This window comes from Streptomyces sp. NPDC053513, from assembly GCF_044544765.1.
Lineage (GTDB): Bacteria > Actinomycetota > Actinomycetes > Streptomycetales > Streptomycetaceae > Streptomyces > Streptomyces litmocidini.
Window position 1 is genome coordinate 34,617 of sequence record NZ_JBITXP010000025.1, and the last position, 15,814, is coordinate 50,430.

A 15,814-nucleotide genomic window follows, 5' to 3' on the forward strand; every position below is an offset into this window, starting at 1 on the left:
TGACAAGCTCCCGCGCCCCCTGGAAGCCTTCACCCATGAGCGACAGCACCACTCCCGACGCCCCCGGCACCCCCGTCATGCACGGGGCGTACGAGATCTCAGCCGACCCCGCCCGCATCGACGCGGCCCGCGTCCACCACTGGCTCTCCACCGACGCCTACTGGGCACTCGGCCGACCTCGGGAGAAGCAGGACAGCGCCATCGCGGGCTCGCTGAACCTCGGCGCCTACCACCGGGAGACCGGGGAGATGAGCGCCTACGCGCGCGTCGTCACCGACTACGCCACCTTCGCCTGGCTCTGCGACGTCTACGTCGACCGCCCGGCCCGCGGCACCGGCCTCGGCACCGCGCTCGTCACCGCCGTCCGCGACCACCTCGCCCCCTACGGGCTGCGCCGCATCATGCTCGCCACCGCCGACGCGCACGGCGTGTACGAGAAGGTGGGTTTCGCGCCACTGCGGAATCCGGACAAGTGGATGGCTCTCGGACAGCAGTGAGCCCGCTCCCCTCGGGTCCCCGCGAATGACCCCTTGACCAGCGGCGCCACCGGCCCCACGATCGCGGCCATGAGTCTTCGGGTGACGCTCGTCACGGCGGCACGCAGCTCCTCCCTGCTCGCCGAACGCTTCGACGACGACCGGCCGCTCGACGAGGCCGGCTGGTACGAGGTGCAGCAGGCCGCGCCCGCGCTCATCCCGCTCGGCGCGGCCGAACTCCGCTACTGCTCCCCGACCCCCCGCAGCCGCGCCACCGGCACCGCCCTCGGCTACGCGCCCCTCGCCCAACCCGCGCTCCGCGACTGCGACATGGGCCGCTGGCGCGGCCTGACCCTCGCCGAGGTCGCCGCCCTCGAACCGGCCGCCGTCGACGCCTGGCTCACCGACCCCCGCACGGCTCCGCACGGCGGCGAACCGCTCCTCGCCTTCATCACCCGCATAGGGAACTGGCTCGACACCCGCCCCGCCGAGGACGGCTCCATCGTCGCCGTCGCCGAGCCCTCCGTCGTACGGGCCGCCCTCGTGTACGCCCTCAAGGCACCGCCCGCCACCTACTGGAACGTGGACGTCCGCCCCCTCTCCACCGTCACCCTCACCGGCCGCCCCGGCCTCTGGCACCTCCACCTCGCCACCGCCCCGTGCTAGGGCCTGTCGTTCGGATCACGCCGGGCTCGCGGGACCTGATCCGAACGACAGGCCCTGACCGCGAGAACCGGCGGCCCCGACCGGCTAGCCTGAGAGCACGATGAACCGTTTGAGCACGTCATGGGGCGCCTTCACGCTGACCCGTTTCCCCGAGGACCCACGCGACCAGCTGCGCGCCTGGGACGCGTCCGACGAGTACCTCCTCGGGCACCTCGCCGAGACCGGGACCGACCTCTCCGGCACCGTCGCCGTCCTCGGCGACCGCTGGGGGGCCCTCGTCACCGCACTGCAGGCCGCGGGACCCCGCGAACTCGTCCAGATCACCGACTCGTACCTCGGCGGACAGGCGACCCGGGCCAACCTCGCGCGCGCCGGAGCCGCCCCGGACGCCGTCCGGCTGCTCACCACCCAGGACCCGCCGCCCGAGCGGATCGACGTGCTCCTCGTCCGGGTCCCCAAGAGCCTCGCGCTCCTGGAGGACCAGCTGCACCGGCTCGCGCCCGCCGTGCACGAGGGGACCGTGATCGTCGGCACGGGCATGGTCAAGGACATCCACACCTCCACGCTCAAGCTCTTCGAACGGATCCTCGGCCCCACCCGCACCTCGCTCGCGGTGAAGAAGGCCCGGCTGATCCACACCACCCCCGACCCGGCCGCCGCGCCCGGACCGAACCCCTGGCCGTACCGGTACGACCTCCCCGCCGACACCCCCGCGCCCGGCCTCCCCGGCCTGACCGTCACCAACCACGCCGGGGTCTTCTGCGCCGACCGCCTCGACATCGGCACCCGCTTCTTCCTCGCGAACCTGCCGGGCGGCCTCGGCCGGGCCCGGGTCGCCGACCTCGGCTGCGGCAACGGCGTCGTCGGACTCGCCATCGCCCTCCACGAACCCGAGGCGGAACTGGTCTTCACCGACGAGTCGTACCAGGCCGTCGCCTCGGCCGAGGAGAACTTCCGCACCCATGTGGGCACCGGCCGCAAGGCCGACTTCATCGTCGGCGACGGGCTCACCGCCCTGCCCGCCGGCTCGGTGGACCTCGTCCTCAACAACCCGCCCTTCCACAGCCACCAGGCCACCACCGACCGCACCGCCCGCCGGATGTTCACGGACGCGCGGCGCGCCCTGCGGCCCGGCGGCGAACTGTGGGTCATCGGCAACCGGCACCTCGGCTACCACGTCACGCTCCGCCGCATCTTCGGCAACAGCGAACTCGTCGCCAGCGACCGGAAGTTCGTGGTGCTCCGCGCCGTACGCCAGGCCTAGGGGCCGGTCCGACGGGGTGTCCGGCCGGCCCGGCCGGACACCCGCCTCATATGTTCCAGGAACGGGAGCACAGCACGAGCCGGTACCCGTCGGGGTCGGCGACCGTGACGCCCCACTCGTCCCAGTACGGGTTGTGCGCGGACACCCGCGTCCCCCCGGCGGCGAGCAGCCGCTCCACCTGCTCCTCCTCGACGGGCGCGCCGAGGTAGACCACGAACAGGTCGTCGACGGTCGGGGCGGGCTCCAGCGGGTGCAGCGGATCACGGGTCAGCTCGAAATGCCAACCGCCGCCCGGGGGACCGACCATGAGCAGCTCGTGCTCCCCGGGGGCGGGGTCGGCGGTCCGCCACTGCACCTCGAGGCCCAGCCCGTCGACATAGAAACGCTCGGCGGCGGCGAGGTCCCGCGAGGGGCGGGCGACCCGTACGTGGTTCTGTGCATCGATCATGCTTCAAGGCTAGGCCGCCCCCGCGCCTTCGGTCCTCGGGGACCGCCCCCGGCCGTCCCGGACTTGACCCTGACGCGCGGGTCAGGGTCTACGGTCCTGCGGACCCGACCCACCTCCTCATGGAGCGCCTCATGGCCACCCATCGCGAGATCCGGCTGCGCACCCGACCCGAGCGCGGACTCCCGGCACCCGAGCACCTCGCACTCGTCCGCACCGCCCTGCCCGTCCCCGCTCCCGGCGAAGTCCTCGTCAGGAACCGCTGGTTCGCGGTCTCCGCCGCGCTGCGGACCCTCATCGGCGGCGGGGTGAAGGACGCTCCCTTCCCGCCCGTCGAACCCGGCGACCCGCTCGTCGGCGCCGCCGTCGGCGAGGTCGTGTCCGCTCCGGACGGCAGCGGGCTGCGCCCCGGAGACCTCCTCCGGGGTGACCGGCTGACGGGCCTCACGCCATGGCGACCAGCTTCCCGTACTCCGCGCTCCACAGGTCCTCGGCCGCGTCCGGGAGCAGCAGGACCCGTTCCGGGCGCAGCGCTTCGATCGCGCCCTCGTCGTGCGTGACCATCACGATCGCGCCCGGGTAGGTGCCCACGGCCGCCAGGACCTCGTCGCGCGAGGCCGGGTCCAGGTTGTTGGTGGGCTCGTCGAGGAGCAGCACGTTCGCGCCGGAGTGCACCAGGGCGGCCAGCGCGAGCCGTGTCCTCTCGCCGCCGGAGAGCACCCCGGCCGGCTTGTCGGCGTCGTCGCCCCGGAACAGGAACGCGCCGAGCACCGCCCGTACCTCACCGTCCGTCAGGTGCGGAGCCGCCGCCGCGAGGTTCTCCCGGACCGTGCGCTCCGGGTCCAGGGTCTCGTGCTCCTGGGCGAAGTAGCCGAGCCGCAGCCCGTGCCCGCGCACCACCCGTCCCGCGTCGGGGGCCTCCTGCCCGGCGAGGAGCCGCAGCAGGGTCGTCTTGCCGGCCCCGTTGAGCCCGAGGACGACAAGCCGGCTGCCCCGGTCCACGGCCAGGTCCACCCCGTCGAGCACGGGCCGCTCCCCGTACGCCTTGGTGAGGGACACGGCGCCCAGCGGCGTCCGGCCGCAGGCGGCAGGCTCGGGCAGCCGGATGCGGGCGACCCGCTCGGCCCGCCGCGCCGGGTCGAGCCCGGCGAGCATCCGGTCGGCCCGGCGCGCCATGCTGCGGGCGGTCGTCGCCGTCGCCACCCGGGACTTCATGCGGTCCGCCTGTGCGTGCAGGGCGGCGGCCTTCCGCTCGGCGCTGGCGCGCTCGCGCACCCGGCGCCGCTCGTCGGCGTCCCGCTGGGCGAGATACGCGTCCCAGCCGGTGTTGTGGACGTCCAGCGAGGCGCGCCGCGGGTCGAGGTGGAAGACCCGGTTGACGGTGTCGGCGAGGAGCCGCACGTCGTGGCTGATCAGCACGAGGCCGCCCCGGTGGGCGGCGAGGTGGCCGCGCAGCCAGCCGATCGAGTCGGCGTCCAGGTGGTTGGTCGGCTCGTCGAGCAGCAGGGTGCCGTCCCGGCCGTGACCGGCGAAGAGGATCCTGGCCAGCTCGACCCGGCGCTTCTGGCCGCCGGACAGCCGGCCGACGGGCCGGTCCATGAGCGCGTGGGGCAGGCCGAGGCCGGCGGCGACCCGGGCGGCCTCCGCCTCCGCCGCGTACCCGCCACCCGCCTCGAAGGCGGTCTCGGCGGCGTCGTACGCGGCGAGCGCCCGCGCGTCGGGCGCCTCCGCGAGCCGGCGGGCGGCCTCCGCGAGCCGCCGGGCCGCCCGGTCGAGGCCACGCGCGGAGAGGATCCGGTCGGTGACGGTCACGGCGGGATCGGCTGCCCGGGAGTCCTGGGCGAGATGGCCGACGGAGCCGGTACGGGTGACGGTGCCGGCGGCCGGGGCGCGCAGCCCGGCCAGGGTGTCGAGGAGGGTGCTCTTGCCGGCGCCGTTGCGGCCGACGAGGCCGATCCGGTCGCCGGGGGCGACGTGGAAGGAGACGCCGGACAGCAGGAGCCGGGCGCCGACGCGCACGTCGGCACCACGAACGGTGATCATGGGATAACGCTCCGAACGGACTTGAGGACACACGGGTGGCGTGAGTACGGGTCCTCAGCTAGGAGATTCGGGGCGTCGACATGCCACCGAGGCTAACGGGGCCGTCCCTTCGAGCGCACCGGAATTTCTCCCGGCCCGTGCCTCAGCTGTCGGGAAAGGCCAGGTCGAGGGCGCGCACCCGGTCCTCCCCGCTGGTCAGCGAGAGGGTGACGATGCGGCCCCGGCGGAGGGTGGCGCCGACCGCCGAGACCGGCCGGCCGGCGGCGAACCCGACCGCGCCGACGGCCCCGTCGACCAGCGCGGGCCGGGACACGTCCGCGCGCCCCGCGAAGGCGGCGGCCGTCTCGGCGACCGCGGCGACCCCGTGCACCGGGCCGTCCTCGGAGTACGCCACGACGTCCGGGGCGAGGACGGCCGCCAGCGCGCGGGCGTCACGCGCGCGTGCGGCCGCCAGGAACCGGTCCACCACCGCGCGCTGCCGCCCCCGTTCGCCCTCGGTGCGGGACGCCCCGCCGCCCCGGAGCCGCTCCCGCGCCCGCCGGGCCAGCCGCGCCGCCGCGTCCGGGGAGCCGCCGACGATCCGCGCGGTCTCGTACGGGGGCAGCCCGAACACGTCGTGCAGGACATAGGCGAGCCGCTCCTCGCCCCCGAGCCTCTCCAGCATCACGAGCAACGCCAACCACAGGGACTCGACGTCGTGGCGCGCGTCCCCACCGCTCCCGGCGCCCGCGTCCCCGTCGCTCCCGGTGCCCTCACCCCCGGCCCGTGGCACCCGCCCGCCCCCGCCGCCCGCACCTCCGCCTCCGCCGCCCGTGCCCCCGGCGCCCGGCACCCGCCCGCCCCCGCCGCCCGCGCCCCCGGCGCCTGGCGTCGGCCCGCTCCCGATCCCCGCGTCCTCGTCCCCCGGCACCCGCCCGTCCCCCTCGGGCCCTTCGCGCCGCCGCCCCTCCGCTTCCCGCTCCTGGAGTCCCCGCACGCACGCCCGGCCCACGGCCGCCGTCAGCCAGGCGCGTACCGTCGCACCGTCGTCCCGCCCGAGCTCCGCCCGCGCCGCCGCGAGCGCAGCCTCGGCCTCCGCCGGGGAGCCCGCGATCCGCAGCGCGACGGCCCGCAGCTGCTCCTCGTGGGCGTCGAACCGCCCGGCCAGGGCGGTCAGAAACGTGTCGTCGTGCATGGCGCCTCACTCCTCGTCGGTTCCGTCACCGCGTTGACGCGAGGGCCCGCCGGGGTGTGACAGCGACCGTCCCGGACGTCCGCGGAACCGGGGTCGGGCAGCGGAAAGGCCGGTCCGACACAGAGGTGTCGGACCGGCCTTTCCGGGACGGTGGTGCCGTGCGTCAGTCCGTGCCGAACTCCATCGCGGCCCGGTCGAGCATCTCCTCGTCCTCGGAGACCTCGCCGCGGGAGGCGATGGCCTCGGCGCCGCCCTCGGGCATCTGCGGCATGGTGCCGATCAGCCCGGTCGCGGCCGCCTGGTCGGCACCGATGGCGGGGCTGCCGGTGCCGATCAGGCCGAGGCCGGCGTACTGCTCCAGCTTGGCGCGGGAGTCGGCGATGTCGAGGTTGCGCATGGTGAGCTGGCCGATCCGGTCCACCGGGCCGAAGGCCGAGTCCTCGGTGCGCTCCATGGACAGCTTGTCCGGGTGGTAGCTGAAGGCCGGGCCCGTGGTGTCGAGGATCGAGTAGTCCTCGCCGCGCCGCAGCCGCAGCGTCACTTCGCCGGTGACGGCCGCGCCGACCCAGCGCTGGAGGGACTCGCGGACCATGAGGGCCTGCGGGTCCAGCCACCGGCCCTCGTACATGAGCCGGCCGAGGCGACGGCCCTCGTTGTGGTACTGGGCGAGGGTGTCCTCGTTGTGGATCGCGTTGACCAGGCGCTCGTACGCGGCGTGCAGCAGGGCCATGCCGGGGGCCTCGTAGATGCCGCGGCTCTTGGCCTCGATGATCCGGTTCTCGATCTGGTCGGACATGCCCATGCCGTGGCGGCCGCCGATGGCGTTCGCCTCCATCACCAGGTCGACGGCGGAGTGGAACTCCTTGCCGTTGATCGACACCGGGCGGCCCTGCTCGAAGCCGATGGTGACGTCCTCGGTGGCGATCTCGACCGAGGGGTCCCAGAACTTCACGCCCATGATCGGGTCGACGGTCTCGACGCCCGTGTCCAGGTGCTCCAGGGTCTTGGCCTCGTGGGTGGCGCCCCAGATGTTGGCGTCGGTGGAGTACGCCTTCTCGGTGCTGTCCCGGTAGGGCAGGTCATGGGCGAGCAGCCACTCCGACATCTCCTTGCGGCCGCCGAGCTCGGTCACGAAGTCCGCGTCCAGCCAGGGCTTGTAGATCCGCAGGTGCGGGTTGGCGAGCAGGCCGTAGCGGTAGAACCGCTCGATGTCGTTGCCCTTGAAGGTCGAGCCGTCGCCCCAGATCTGGACGTCGTCCTCGAGCATCGCCCGGACCAGCAGGGTGCCGGTGACGGCACGGCCGAGCGGGGTGGTGTTGAAGTAGGCGCGGCCGCCCGAGCGGATGTGGAACGCGCCGCAGGCGAGCGCCGCAAGGCCTTCCTCGACGAGCGCGGCGCGGCAGTCGACCAGGCGCGCGATCTCGGCACCGTAGGTCTTCGCGCGGCCGGGCACCGAGGCGATATCGGGCTCGTCGTACTGGCCGATGTCGGCGGTGTAGGTGCAGGGGATGGCGCCCTTGTCGCGCATCCATGCGACCGCGACGGACGTGTCGAGGCCGCCGGAGAAGGCGATGCCGACGCGCTCGCCGGCGGGCAGGGAGGTGAGGACCTTGGACATGGGAAGAGTATGCATCATTGCGCATGGTCATGCAAAGGGTGGTTCTCGCGGAGGCGCACGACCGCCCGCCGGAGGCGGTCCCCCTGCCCGGAGGCGATCCCCGCCCGCCGGAGCCGGTCCTCCTGCCCGGAGGCGATCCCCGCCCGCCGGAGCCGGACCTCCCGCCCGGAGGCGATCCCCGCCCGCCGGAGCCGGACCTCCCGCCCGGAGGCGGTTCCGGCCCGCCCGGAGGCGACGCTCGCCGCTCCGGGGCCGGCTCTCCCACCCGGGCGGCGGGGGCCGCCGCTCAGGCGCGGTTCCTGCCGCCGCCCGGAAGCGGCTCCCGCCGTTCGGGGAGGCCGGGAACGCCCGCCCGGTCCAGGAGCGCCCGCATCTCCTCCACCGGCAGCCTCCCGTTGCAGGCCGCCGCCGAGCCCACTTCCGGATCCTCCAGCAGTTCCACCAGTCGGGCCACCGGAAGCCGCTCGTCGAGGGCGGCCGCCTGCCGCACCCCCGCCGCCGGATCCCGGCTCAGCCGCTCGACGAGCGCGGGCGTCGCACCCGGATCGCGCAGGGCCAGCGCACGGGCCTCCGGCTCCGGCGCGTCCGCGAACCGCGCGGCGAGACCCGCCGCCGGGAAGCGGGGGAGGGAGGTCAGCATGCCGACGGCCCGGTGTGAGCCGTTCAGGTACAGATCGAGCAGCAGCTCCGGCGGCGCCATCGGGTGCCGCTCGGCCAGCAGCAGCCGTACGGCGAAGTCCTCGTCGCCCGCCAGCAGCTCCACGCAGTCCTCCGGCAGCCCCGGGCAGACCGCGGCGCTGCGCCGCAGCCAGGTGTGCGCGGACCTCGCGCACGCGCGCAGGACGTCCGCGTCCTCGCGGGCGTCCCAGACCCACCACAGGGTGTCGAGCCGGTCCTCGGGGCCGACCTCCCAGTCGATCGCGGCCCGCTCCTCCTCCGAGAGGCCGGGCCGGGCGGAGACCGCGAGCCGCACGGCGGGGTCCTCGTGGCCGGCGAGCCCCGCCGCCAGGTCGGAGGGGAAGGTCGGGTTGCGCACGAGCTGCGCGAGCCGCGTCCCCCCGGCGAGGAGCCGCTCGGCGAGGGCGCGCCCGAGCCGCCCCCGCTCCGCGACGTCCCCGAGCCGCCAGTCGTCGGCGAAGGCTTCGGCGAGCTCGGCCGTGCGCTCCTCGTCCTCGTGCATGACCTGCAGGCGAGCGGCCGTCCGTACCTCCGGGTCCGCGTCCGCGAGGAGCGCGGCGCGCACGTCGTCGGTGAGCTCGCTCCAGACGCGTCGGCAGGCGGCCCGCCGGAACAGCGGGTCCTCGTGGTCGGCGAGTGGTACCAGTACGTGCGCCGGCACGCCGGCGGATTCCACCGTCAGGTGCCGGACAGCGTCACGCTCGTGGTTCAGCAGCCGCTCGTACGCCCGGTCGGGCAGGGGCGGCGCCACGGCCCGGTAGGGCTCCGGCCCGACGGCGACCGCGAGGGCGTCCGACGGCGGGCCGTCGAGGAGGCGGGCGCGCAGCTCGGGGGCGGCGCCCGCGCTCTCCGCCAGCAGGGTCCGCACCCGGCGGCGGGGGTGGTGGAGCATGGCCTCGGCGACGCGGTCGGGCATCGACCGGCGCCAGGCTAGCCGGCGGGCGATCCAGTCGTCGTCGAGCGCGAGGAGTCGCAGCAGGACGTCGGCCGGGGCCGCCGGATTGCTCGCCAGGCCGTCTACCGCGTGATGCATCGTCATGAGTTCCCCCGCCCCTCGGGACCGCGCGTCCGACGGAAGCGTAGTTCCGGTCCGGACCGGCCTGGCGCGGGCCGCCCCGGAGCGGGGTCCGGCCGGGCCGTGCCGCGACGGGCGGTCGGGGTCGGACGGAGGTAGACCGGAGGTGTGGCGTGGTGCGTCGCGTGAAGATCGTTGCATAAAAGTTCGGCGACACGTATAGTCATGCTATCCATGAGGAGGGTTTCGATGACGGTACGAGTAGCAGTGGCGGGTGCGAGCGGATACGCGGGCGGAGAGCTCCTGCGTCTCCTCGTCGCCCACCCCCACGTGGAGATCGGGACACTGACCGGCCACTCCAACGCCGGCCAGCGACTCGGGGCCCTCCAGCCCCACCTGCTCCCGCTCGCCGACCGCGTCCTCGCGCCCACCACCGCCGAGGAGCTCGCCGGCCACGACGTGGTCTTCCTCGCGCTGCCGCACGGCCAGTCCGCCGCCGTCGCCGAGCAGCTCGGGCCCGACGTGCTCGTCGTCGACATGGGCGCCGACTTCCGCCTCGAGGACCCGGCCGACTGGGAGACGTACTACGGCTCCCCGCACGCCGGGACCTGGCCCTACGGCCTCCCCGAACTGCCGGGCGCCCGCGCCGCCCTCGAAGGGACCAAGCGCGTCGCGGTCCCCGGCTGCTACCCGACCGCCGTCTCGCTCGCCCTCTTCCCGGCGTACGGGGCAGGTCTCGCCGAGCCCGAGGCCGTGATCGTCGCCGCCTCCGGCACCTCCGGCGCCGGCAAGGCCCTCAAGCCGCACCTGCTCGGCAGCGAGGTCATGGGCAACATGTCCCCGTACGGCGTCGGAGGCGGCCACCGCCACACGCCCGAGATGATCCAGAACCTCAGCGGACCGGCGGGGGAGCGGGTCACCGTCTCCTTCACGCCCACCCTGGCGCCGATGCCCCGCGGCATCCTCGCCACCTGCACGGCCGCCGCGAAGCCCGGCGTCACCGCCGAGACCGTACGGGCCGCGTACGAGAAGGCCTACGCGGACGAGCCCTTCGTCCACCTGCTCCCCGAGGGGCAGTGGCCCGCCACGTCGTCCGTCCACGGTTCCAACGCCGTTCAGATCCAGGTCGCGTACGACGCGAACGCGAACCGGATCATCGCCATCAGCGCCATCGACAACCTCACCAAGGGCACCGCCGGCGGCGCGGTGCAGAGCATGAACATCGCCCTCGGCCTCCCCGAGGACACCGGACTCTCCACGATTGGAGTCGCTCCATGAGCGTCACCGCAGCGAAGGGATTCACGGCGGCGGGCATCGCCGCCGGAATCAAGCAGAACGGCAACCCGGACCTGGCCCTCGTGGTCAACACCGGGCCCCGCCGCGCCGCCGCGGGAGTCTTCACCTCCAACCGCGTCAAGGCCGCCCCGGTCCTCTGGTCCCAGCAGGTCCTCGCCGACGGCGAACTGACCGCCGTCGTCCTCAACTCCGGCGGCGCCAACGCCTGCACCGGCCCCCAGGGCTTCCAGGACACCCACGCCACCGCCGAGAAGGCGGCGGAGGTCCTGGGCATCGGCGCCGGCGAGGTCGCCGTCGCCTCCACCGGCCTCATCGGCCTCCTGCTCCCCATGGACAAGCTGCTCCCCGGCGTCGAGGCGGCCGCCGCCGAACTCTCCGAGCACGGCGGCGAGAAGGCCGCCATCGCCATCAAGACCACCGACACCGTCCACAAGACCGCGGTCGTCACCAAGGACGGCTGGACCGTCGGCGGCATGGCCAAGGGCGCGGGCATGCTCGCCCCCGGCCTGGCCACCATGCTCGTCGTCCTCACCACCGACGCCGACGTCGACGCCAAGGGCCTCGACTCCGCCCTGCGGACCGCCACCCGGCTCACCTTCGACCGGGTCGACTCCGACGGCTGCATGTCCACCAACGACACCGTCCTCCTCCTCGCCTCCGGTGCCGCCGGAGTCACCCCCGCGCAGGACGAGTTCGCCGAGGCCGTACGGACCGTCTGCGACGACCTCGCCCGCCAGCTCATCGGCGACGCCGAGGGCGCCAGCAAGGACATCCGCATCGAGGTGATCAACGCCGCGACCGAGGACGACGCCGTCGAGGTGGGCCGCTCCATCGCCCGCAACAACCTCCTCAAGTGCGCCATCCACGGCGAGGACCCCAACTGGGGCCGGGTGCTCTCCGCCATCGGCACCACCTCCGCCGCCTTCGAGCCCGACGAGCTGAACGTCGCCATCAACGGCGTCTGGGTCTGCAAGAACGGCTCCGTCGGCGAGGACCGCGACCTGGTCGACATGCGCTACCGGGAGGTCACCATCACCGCCGACCTCGCCGCCGGCACGGAGTCCGCCGTCATCTGGGCGAACGACCTCACCGCCGACTACGTCCACGAGAACAGCGCGTACTCGTCATGACCAACACCGCGCGGAAACACACCGCCCTCCCGAAGGCGCAGACCTTGATCGAGGCACTGCCCTGGCTCACCCGCCACCACGGCAAGACCGTCGTCATCAAGTTCGGCGGCAACGCCATGATCGACGACGACCTCAAGGCCGCCTTCGCCCAGGACGTCGTCTTCCTGAGGCACGCCGGCCTCAAGCCGGTCGTCGTCCACGGCGGCGGCCCCCAGATCAACCGCGCCCTCGACCAGGCGGGCCTGGTCAGCGAGTTCAAGGCCGGCCTCCGGGTCACCACGCCCGAGGCCATGGACGTCGTACGGATGGTCCTCGCCGGCCAGGTCCAGCGCGAGCTCGTCGGGCTGCTCAACCAGCACGGCCCCTTCGCCGTCGGCATGACCGGCGAGGACGCCCACACCATCACCGCCACCAAGCACGAGCCGGTCATCGAGGGCGAGCGCGTCGACATCGGCCGCGTCGGCGAGATCACCGCCATCGAGACCGGAGCCATCGAGGCGCTCCTGGAGGACGGCCGCATCCCGGTCATCTCCTCCATCGCCCGCTCCCAGGACGACGGACATGTCTACAACGTCAATGCTGATACGGCGGCTGCGGCACTCGCTGCGGCGCTGGGTGCCGAGACCCTGATGGTCCTGACCGACGTCGAAGGCCTCTACGAGGACTGGCCGAACAGCGACGAGGTCATCAGCAGGCTGACCGCGACCCAGCTGGAGAAGCTCCTGCCCGACCTCTCCAGCGGCATGGTCCCCAAGATGGAGGGCTGCCTGCACGCCGTACGGAACGGGGTCACCACGGCCCGCGTCATCGACGGCCGGGTCCAGCACTCGATCCTGCTGGAGATCTTCACCGACGAGGGCATCGGCACGATGGTCGTGCCGGACGGACAGGGGGACCGATGACCGGCAACACCGAGCTGACCAAGCGGTGGCAGGGCTCGCTCATGAACAACTACGGCACCCCCCGGCTGCCGCTCGTCCGCGGCGAGGGCGCCAAGGTCTGGGACGCCGACGGCAAGGAGTACCTGGACTTCGTCGGCGGCATCGCCGTCAACGCCCTCGGCCACGCCCACCCGGCGGTCGTCGAGGCCGTGTCGAAGCAGATCGCCTCCCTCGGCCACGTCTCCAACCTCTTCGTCGCCGAACCGCCCGTCGCCCTCGCCGAGCGGCTCCTGGGCCTCTTCGGCCGGCCCGGCAAGGTCTTCTTCTGCAACTCGGGCGCCGAGGCCAACGAGGCCGCGTTCAAGATCGGCCGGCTCACCGGCCGCTCCCACATGGTCGCCACCGACGGCGGCTTCCACGGCCGCACCATGGGCTCCCTCGCGCTCACCGGCCAGCCCGGCAAGCAGACCCCGTTCCTGCCGCTCCCCGGCGACGTCACCCACGTCCCGTACGGAGACGTGGAGGCGCTGCGGGCCGCGGTCACCGAGGACACCGCCTTCGTCGTCATCGAGCCCATCCAGGGCGAGAACGGCGTCGTCGTCCCGCCCGCCGGCTACCTGAAGGCCGCCCGGGAGATCACCCGCGCCACCGGCACCCTCCTCGTCCTCGACGAGGTGCAGACCGGCATCGGCCGCTGCGGCCACTGGTTCGAGCACCAGGCCCACGAGGGCGTGGAACCCGACGTCGTCACCCTCGCCAAGGGCCTCGGCGGCGGCCTGCCCCTCGGCGCGACGGTCGCCTTCGGCGAGGCCGCGGAGCTCTTCGCACCCGGCCACCACGGCACCACCTTCGGCGGCAACCCGGTCGCCTGCGCCGCCGGACTCGCCGTCCTGGACACCCTCGGCGCCGACGCGGCCCTCGACCACGTGAAGTCGGTGGGGGAGCGGCTGCGCCAGGGAATCGAGGGTCTGGGACATCCGCTGGTCTCCCACGTCCGTGGTGCGGGCCTCCTGCTGGGTATCGTGCTCACCGGGCCCCTCGCACCCCAGGTGCAGCAGGCGGCCCAGGACGCCGGCCTCCTGGTGAACGCGCCCGCCCCCGACGTCGTACGGATCATGCCCCCGCTGGTCCTCACCGACGCCGAGGCGGACGCCTTCCTCCAGGCCCTGCCCGGGGTCCTGGACGAGGCGAACGGGCAAGGACGAACCGGAGAATGAGACGACGATGACCGACGCGCAGGAGAACGAGCACGGCGGGCCGTCCGTTCCGCAGACCCGCACCGCACGCCACCGCAGGATCGTCGACATCCTCAACCGGCAGCCGGTGCGCTCGCAGAGCCAGCTCGCCAAGCTCCTCGCGGACGACGGACTGAGCGTCACCCAGGCGACGCTCAGCCGCGACCTCGACGAGCTCGGCGCGGTGAAGATCCGCAACACGGGCGGCGAGCTGATCTACGCGGTCCCCAGCGAGGGCGGTTTCCGCACCCCGCAGGCGCCGCTCGGCGAGTCCGCCAAGGAGGAGCGCATGCGCCGCCTCTCCGGCGAACTGCTGATCTCCGCCGAGGCCTCCGCCAACCTGGTGGTGCTGCGGACCCCGCCGGGCGCCGCCCAGTTCCTCGCGTCGGCCATCGACCAGGCCGAACTCCACGCCATCCTCGGCACCATCGCCGGTGACGACACCCTGCTGCTCATCAGCCGCGACCCGGTCGGCGGCCAGGCGCTCGCCGACCACCTGCTGAAGCTGGCGCAGAAATAGCCCCCGGGCTCAGTACCGGGTGATCGCCGTCGGACCGCCCCGCGTTCCGACGGCGATGTGCGGCCGGCGCGCGGGATCCGCCCAGGCGAGGACCGCGCGCATCGCGTCGGCCGGCACGGAGACGCAACCGGCCGTCGCCCCGCGCCCGTTGACGTGCAGGAAGATCCCGGCCCCGCGTCCGCGCACCGGACGCTCGTAGTTGAAGCCGATGACGAGCGCGTACGCGTACTGCGTGCCGTACGCGACGAGGTGCTCGGCCTCGCCGGCCCGGCAGTCGCGGGGCAGCCCCTCGACCCAGCGGTTGTACGCGCGGGAGGCGTTGTCCTGGCACCACCAGGAGCGGTCGGTGACCCGGGCGTACGGGAAGCGGGTCCCGGCCGGCCTGTCCCGCACCCCGAAGGCGTAGGGCATCGGGTGGAGCCCGGTGGGCGTGGTGTTCGTGCCCTGCCGGCGCGTGGCGCCCTCGGCGAGCCCCCTCGCCCCGAACCGGGCGGGCGCGGACCCCGCCGCCACCCAGCGCCCACCGCGCCGGTCCCACCAGGTCAGCGTGCCCGCCGTGGCGCCCGGGTCCGGGGCCTCGGCGGTGATCAGCTGGGAGCCCCCGCCGGTGTCGGCCATCCGCTCGGGCAGCGGTACGGGAGCGGGCGGGGCGCCCAGGGAGGAGAGCAGGACGGCGCCGAGGGCGATGAGGGTGCGCATGCCGCGACGCTAGGACCGCGCACGGGTCCCCGCCCGTCGTACGGGGCTATTCGGCGGGCAGCGGGGGCAGCGGGAGCGGCAGCCCGGGCAGTCCGTCGAGGCTGGTCGCGATGTGGTCCTTGCTCTCGCAGTAGTCGCTGAACTCCCGGTCCGTCTTCCGGTTGAAGTACTCGGCGTGCAGCGTCCGGTCCTCCCGGTACTCCATCAGCGGGACGGCGAACCCGCACGCGTCGCTGATCCGCCGCGCGTGCACGAGGACGATCGCCCGCGCGCTGCCCTGGCCCTCGACGGCCTCGGCGGGGAACCGCGTGAACAGCTCGCCCCAGCGCGGGTCGTCCCGCAGCACGGCCTCCCCGGTGCCGTGCACCCGCACGACGGTCGGCGGCCCGGAGAACGCGGTCCACATGAGCGTGATCCGTCCGTTCCCGGGCTCCCGCAGGTGCGCGATCGTCTCGGCACCGCTGCCGCCGAAGTCGACGTAGGCGAGCGTCAGTTCGTCGAGCACGACGAGGGTGCCCCTGCGCCCCTTGGGGGAGAGGTTGACGTGCCCGTCGCCGGCGAGCGGCGCGGTGGCGGTGAAGAAGACCGGCTGGTCCTCGATGAAGGCCCGGAGCCGTCCGTCGATACGCTCATACGTTTTTGCCATGGCCTGATTCTCCCTCACTCGAACCTGG

Annotated in this window: 16 protein-coding genes; 9 read left to right on the forward strand and 7 right to left on the reverse strand. The window is 74.0% G+C overall.

Annotation, left to right across the window (positions count from 1 at the left end; genetic code table 11):
- Positions 1-35 precede the first annotated feature (35 nt).
- The 3 genes from ACIGW4_RS30780 to ACIGW4_RS30790 all read left to right on the forward strand — a co-directional run bounded on the left by ACIGW4_RS30780 (position 36) and on the right by ACIGW4_RS30790 (position 2,406).
- Positions 36-497: a GNAT family N-acetyltransferase gene (locus ACIGW4_RS30780; RefSeq protein WP_398710730.1), complete on the forward strand. Its 462-nt coding sequence runs from the start codon at positions 36-38 to the stop codon at positions 495-497.
- A gap of 69 nt (positions 498-566) precedes the next feature.
- Positions 567-1,142: a histidine phosphatase family protein gene (locus tag ACIGW4_RS30785; RefSeq protein WP_123457220.1), complete on the forward strand. Its 576-nt coding sequence runs from the start codon at positions 567-569 to the stop codon at positions 1,140-1,142.
- Between the two features lie 100 nt (positions 1,143-1,242).
- Positions 1,243-2,406: a methyltransferase gene (locus ACIGW4_RS30790; protein WP_359590847.1), complete on the forward strand. Its 1,164-nt coding sequence runs from the start codon at positions 1,243-1,245 to the stop codon at positions 2,404-2,406.
- Positions 2,407-2,452: 46 nt separating this feature from the next.
- Here the strand turns inward: ACIGW4_RS30790 and ACIGW4_RS30795 are convergent, their stop codons facing one another.
- Positions 2,453-2,854: a VOC family protein gene (locus tag ACIGW4_RS30795; protein ID WP_359590845.1), complete on the reverse strand. Its 402-nt coding sequence runs from the start codon at positions 2,852-2,854 to the stop codon at positions 2,453-2,455.
- A gap of 131 nt (positions 2,855-2,985) precedes the next feature.
- Here ACIGW4_RS30795 and ACIGW4_RS30800 point away from each other — a divergent pair, with 131 nt between their 5' ends.
- Entirely contained in the window at positions 2,986-3,411 is a 426-nt protein-coding gene (locus ACIGW4_RS30800; protein WP_398710732.1) for a hypothetical protein, read from the forward strand.
- On the opposite strand, the gene ACIGW4_RS30805 is transcribed toward ACIGW4_RS30800, so the two are convergent.
- The 4 genes from ACIGW4_RS30805 to ACIGW4_RS30820 all read right to left on the reverse strand — a co-directional run bounded on the left by ACIGW4_RS30805 (position 3,296) and on the right by ACIGW4_RS30820 (position 9,403).
- On the reverse strand, positions 3,296-4,894 hold the full coding sequence (locus tag ACIGW4_RS30805) for an ABC-F family ATP-binding cassette domain-containing protein (protein ID WP_399584255.1): 1,599 nt from the start codon (positions 4,892-4,894) through the stop codon (positions 3,296-3,298). The genes ACIGW4_RS30800 and ACIGW4_RS30805 overlap by 116 nt on opposite strands.
- 142 nt (positions 4,895-5,036) lie before the next feature.
- Positions 5,037-6,068 (reverse strand): sigma factor-like helix-turn-helix DNA-binding protein, encoded by a 1,032-nt coding sequence (locus tag ACIGW4_RS30810; protein WP_399584257.1) that lies wholly within the window; start codon positions 6,066-6,068, stop codon positions 5,037-5,039.
- A 163-nt stretch (positions 6,069-6,231) separates the two neighbouring features.
- Positions 6,232-7,686: an argininosuccinate synthase gene (gene argG, locus ACIGW4_RS30815; protein ID WP_359590838.1), complete on the reverse strand. Its 1,455-nt coding sequence runs from the start codon at positions 7,684-7,686 to the stop codon at positions 6,232-6,234.
- 286 nt (positions 7,687-7,972) lie between these two features.
- A complete protein-coding gene (locus tag ACIGW4_RS30820; RefSeq protein ID WP_399584261.1) occupies positions 7,973-9,403 on the reverse strand; it encodes a hypothetical protein in 1,431 nt (476 codons plus the stop codon).
- 225 nt (positions 9,404-9,628) lie between these two features.
- On the opposite strand from ACIGW4_RS30820, the gene argC reads away from it, so the two are divergent.
- The 5 genes from argC to ACIGW4_RS30845 are packed head-to-tail and all read left to right on the forward strand — an operon-like array spanning position 9,629 to position 14,441.
- Entirely contained in the window at positions 9,629-10,657 is a 1,029-nt protein-coding gene (gene argC / locus ACIGW4_RS30825) for an N-acetyl-gamma-glutamyl-phosphate reductase (protein WP_123450496.1), read from the forward strand.
- Positions 10,654-11,805 (forward strand): bifunctional glutamate N-acetyltransferase/amino-acid acetyltransferase ArgJ, encoded by a 1,152-nt coding sequence (argJ, locus tag ACIGW4_RS30830; RefSeq protein ID WP_123450495.1) that lies wholly within the window; start codon positions 10,654-10,656, stop codon positions 11,803-11,805. Before argC ends, argJ begins: the two co-directional genes overlap by 4 nt.
- Positions 11,802-12,707, forward strand: a complete 906-nt coding sequence (gene argB, locus ACIGW4_RS30835; RefSeq protein ID WP_123450493.1) for an acetylglutamate kinase — start codon at positions 11,802-11,804, stop codon at positions 12,705-12,707. The genes argJ and argB overlap by 4 nt, the downstream gene beginning before the upstream one ends.
- Positions 12,704-13,903, forward strand: coding sequence for an acetylornithine transaminase (locus tag ACIGW4_RS30840; RefSeq protein ID WP_399584266.1), 1,200 nt, complete (start codon positions 12,704-12,706; stop codon positions 13,901-13,903). The genes argB and ACIGW4_RS30840 overlap by 4 nt, the downstream gene beginning before the upstream one ends.
- A gap of 7 nt (positions 13,904-13,910) precedes the next feature.
- Positions 13,911-14,441: an arginine repressor gene (locus ACIGW4_RS30845; protein ID WP_030214728.1), complete on the forward strand. Its 531-nt coding sequence runs from the start codon at positions 13,911-13,913 to the stop codon at positions 14,439-14,441.
- 9 nt (positions 14,442-14,450) lie between these two features.
- Here ACIGW4_RS30845 and ACIGW4_RS30850 read toward each other — a convergent pair whose 3' ends face one another.
- On the reverse strand, positions 14,451-15,140 hold the full coding sequence (locus ACIGW4_RS30850; RefSeq protein ID WP_399584269.1) for a L,D-transpeptidase: 690 nt from the start codon (positions 15,138-15,140) through the stop codon (positions 14,451-14,453).
- Between the two features lie 46 nt (positions 15,141-15,186).
- Positions 15,187-15,786: a pyridoxamine 5'-phosphate oxidase family protein gene (locus tag ACIGW4_RS30855; RefSeq protein WP_399584271.1), complete on the reverse strand. Its 600-nt coding sequence runs from the start codon at positions 15,784-15,786 to the stop codon at positions 15,187-15,189.
- Positions 15,787-15,814 lie beyond the last annotated feature (28 nt).

Coding starts and splice junctions, on each gene's coding strand:
- argC (WP_123450496.1), top strand. CDS start 9,629: ATGACGGTACGAGTAGCAGTGGCGGGTGCGAGCGGATACGCGGGCGGA.
- argB (WP_123450493.1), top strand. CDS start 11,802: ATGACCAACACCGCGCGGAAACACACCGCCCTCCCGAAGGCGCAGACC.
- ACIGW4_RS30790 (WP_359590847.1), top strand. CDS start 1,243: ATGAACCGTTTGAGCACGTCATGGGGCGCCTTCACGCTGACCCGTTTC.
- ACIGW4_RS30820 (WP_399584261.1), bottom strand. CDS start 9,403: ATGACGATGCATCACGCGGTAGACGGCCTGGCGAGCAATCCGGCGGCC.
- ACIGW4_RS30840 (WP_399584266.1), top strand. CDS start 12,704: ATGACCGGCAACACCGAGCTGACCAAGCGGTGGCAGGGCTCGCTCATG.
- ACIGW4_RS30845 (WP_030214728.1), top strand. CDS start 13,911: ATGACCGACGCGCAGGAGAACGAGCACGGCGGGCCGTCCGTTCCGCAG.
- argJ (WP_123450495.1), top strand. CDS start 10,654: ATGAGCGTCACCGCAGCGAAGGGATTCACGGCGGCGGGCATCGCCGCC.
- ACIGW4_RS30850 (WP_399584269.1), bottom strand. CDS start 15,140: ATGCGCACCCTCATCGCCCTCGGCGCCGTCCTGCTCTCCTCCCTGGGC.
- ACIGW4_RS30855 (WP_399584271.1), bottom strand. CDS start 15,786: ATGGCAAAAACGTATGAGCGTATCGACGGACGGCTCCGGGCCTTCATC.
- argG (WP_359590838.1), bottom strand. CDS start 7,686: ATGTCCAAGGTCCTCACCTCCCTGCCCGCCGGCGAGCGCGTCGGCATC.
- ACIGW4_RS30805 (WP_399584255.1), bottom strand. CDS start 4,894: ATGATCACCGTTCGTGGTGCCGACGTGCGCGTCGGCGCCCGGCTCCTG.
- ACIGW4_RS30780 (WP_398710730.1), top strand. CDS start 36: ATGAGCGACAGCACCACTCCCGACGCCCCCGGCACCCCCGTCATGCAC.
- ACIGW4_RS30795 (WP_359590845.1), bottom strand. CDS start 2,854: ATGATCGATGCACAGAACCACGTACGGGTCGCCCGCCCCTCGCGGGAC.
- ACIGW4_RS30800 (WP_398710732.1), top strand. CDS start 2,986: ATGGCCACCCATCGCGAGATCCGGCTGCGCACCCGACCCGAGCGCGGA.
- ACIGW4_RS30810 (WP_399584257.1), bottom strand. CDS start 6,068: ATGCACGACGACACGTTTCTGACCGCCCTGGCCGGGCGGTTCGACGCC.
- ACIGW4_RS30785 (WP_123457220.1), top strand. CDS start 567: ATGAGTCTTCGGGTGACGCTCGTCACGGCGGCACGCAGCTCCTCCCTG.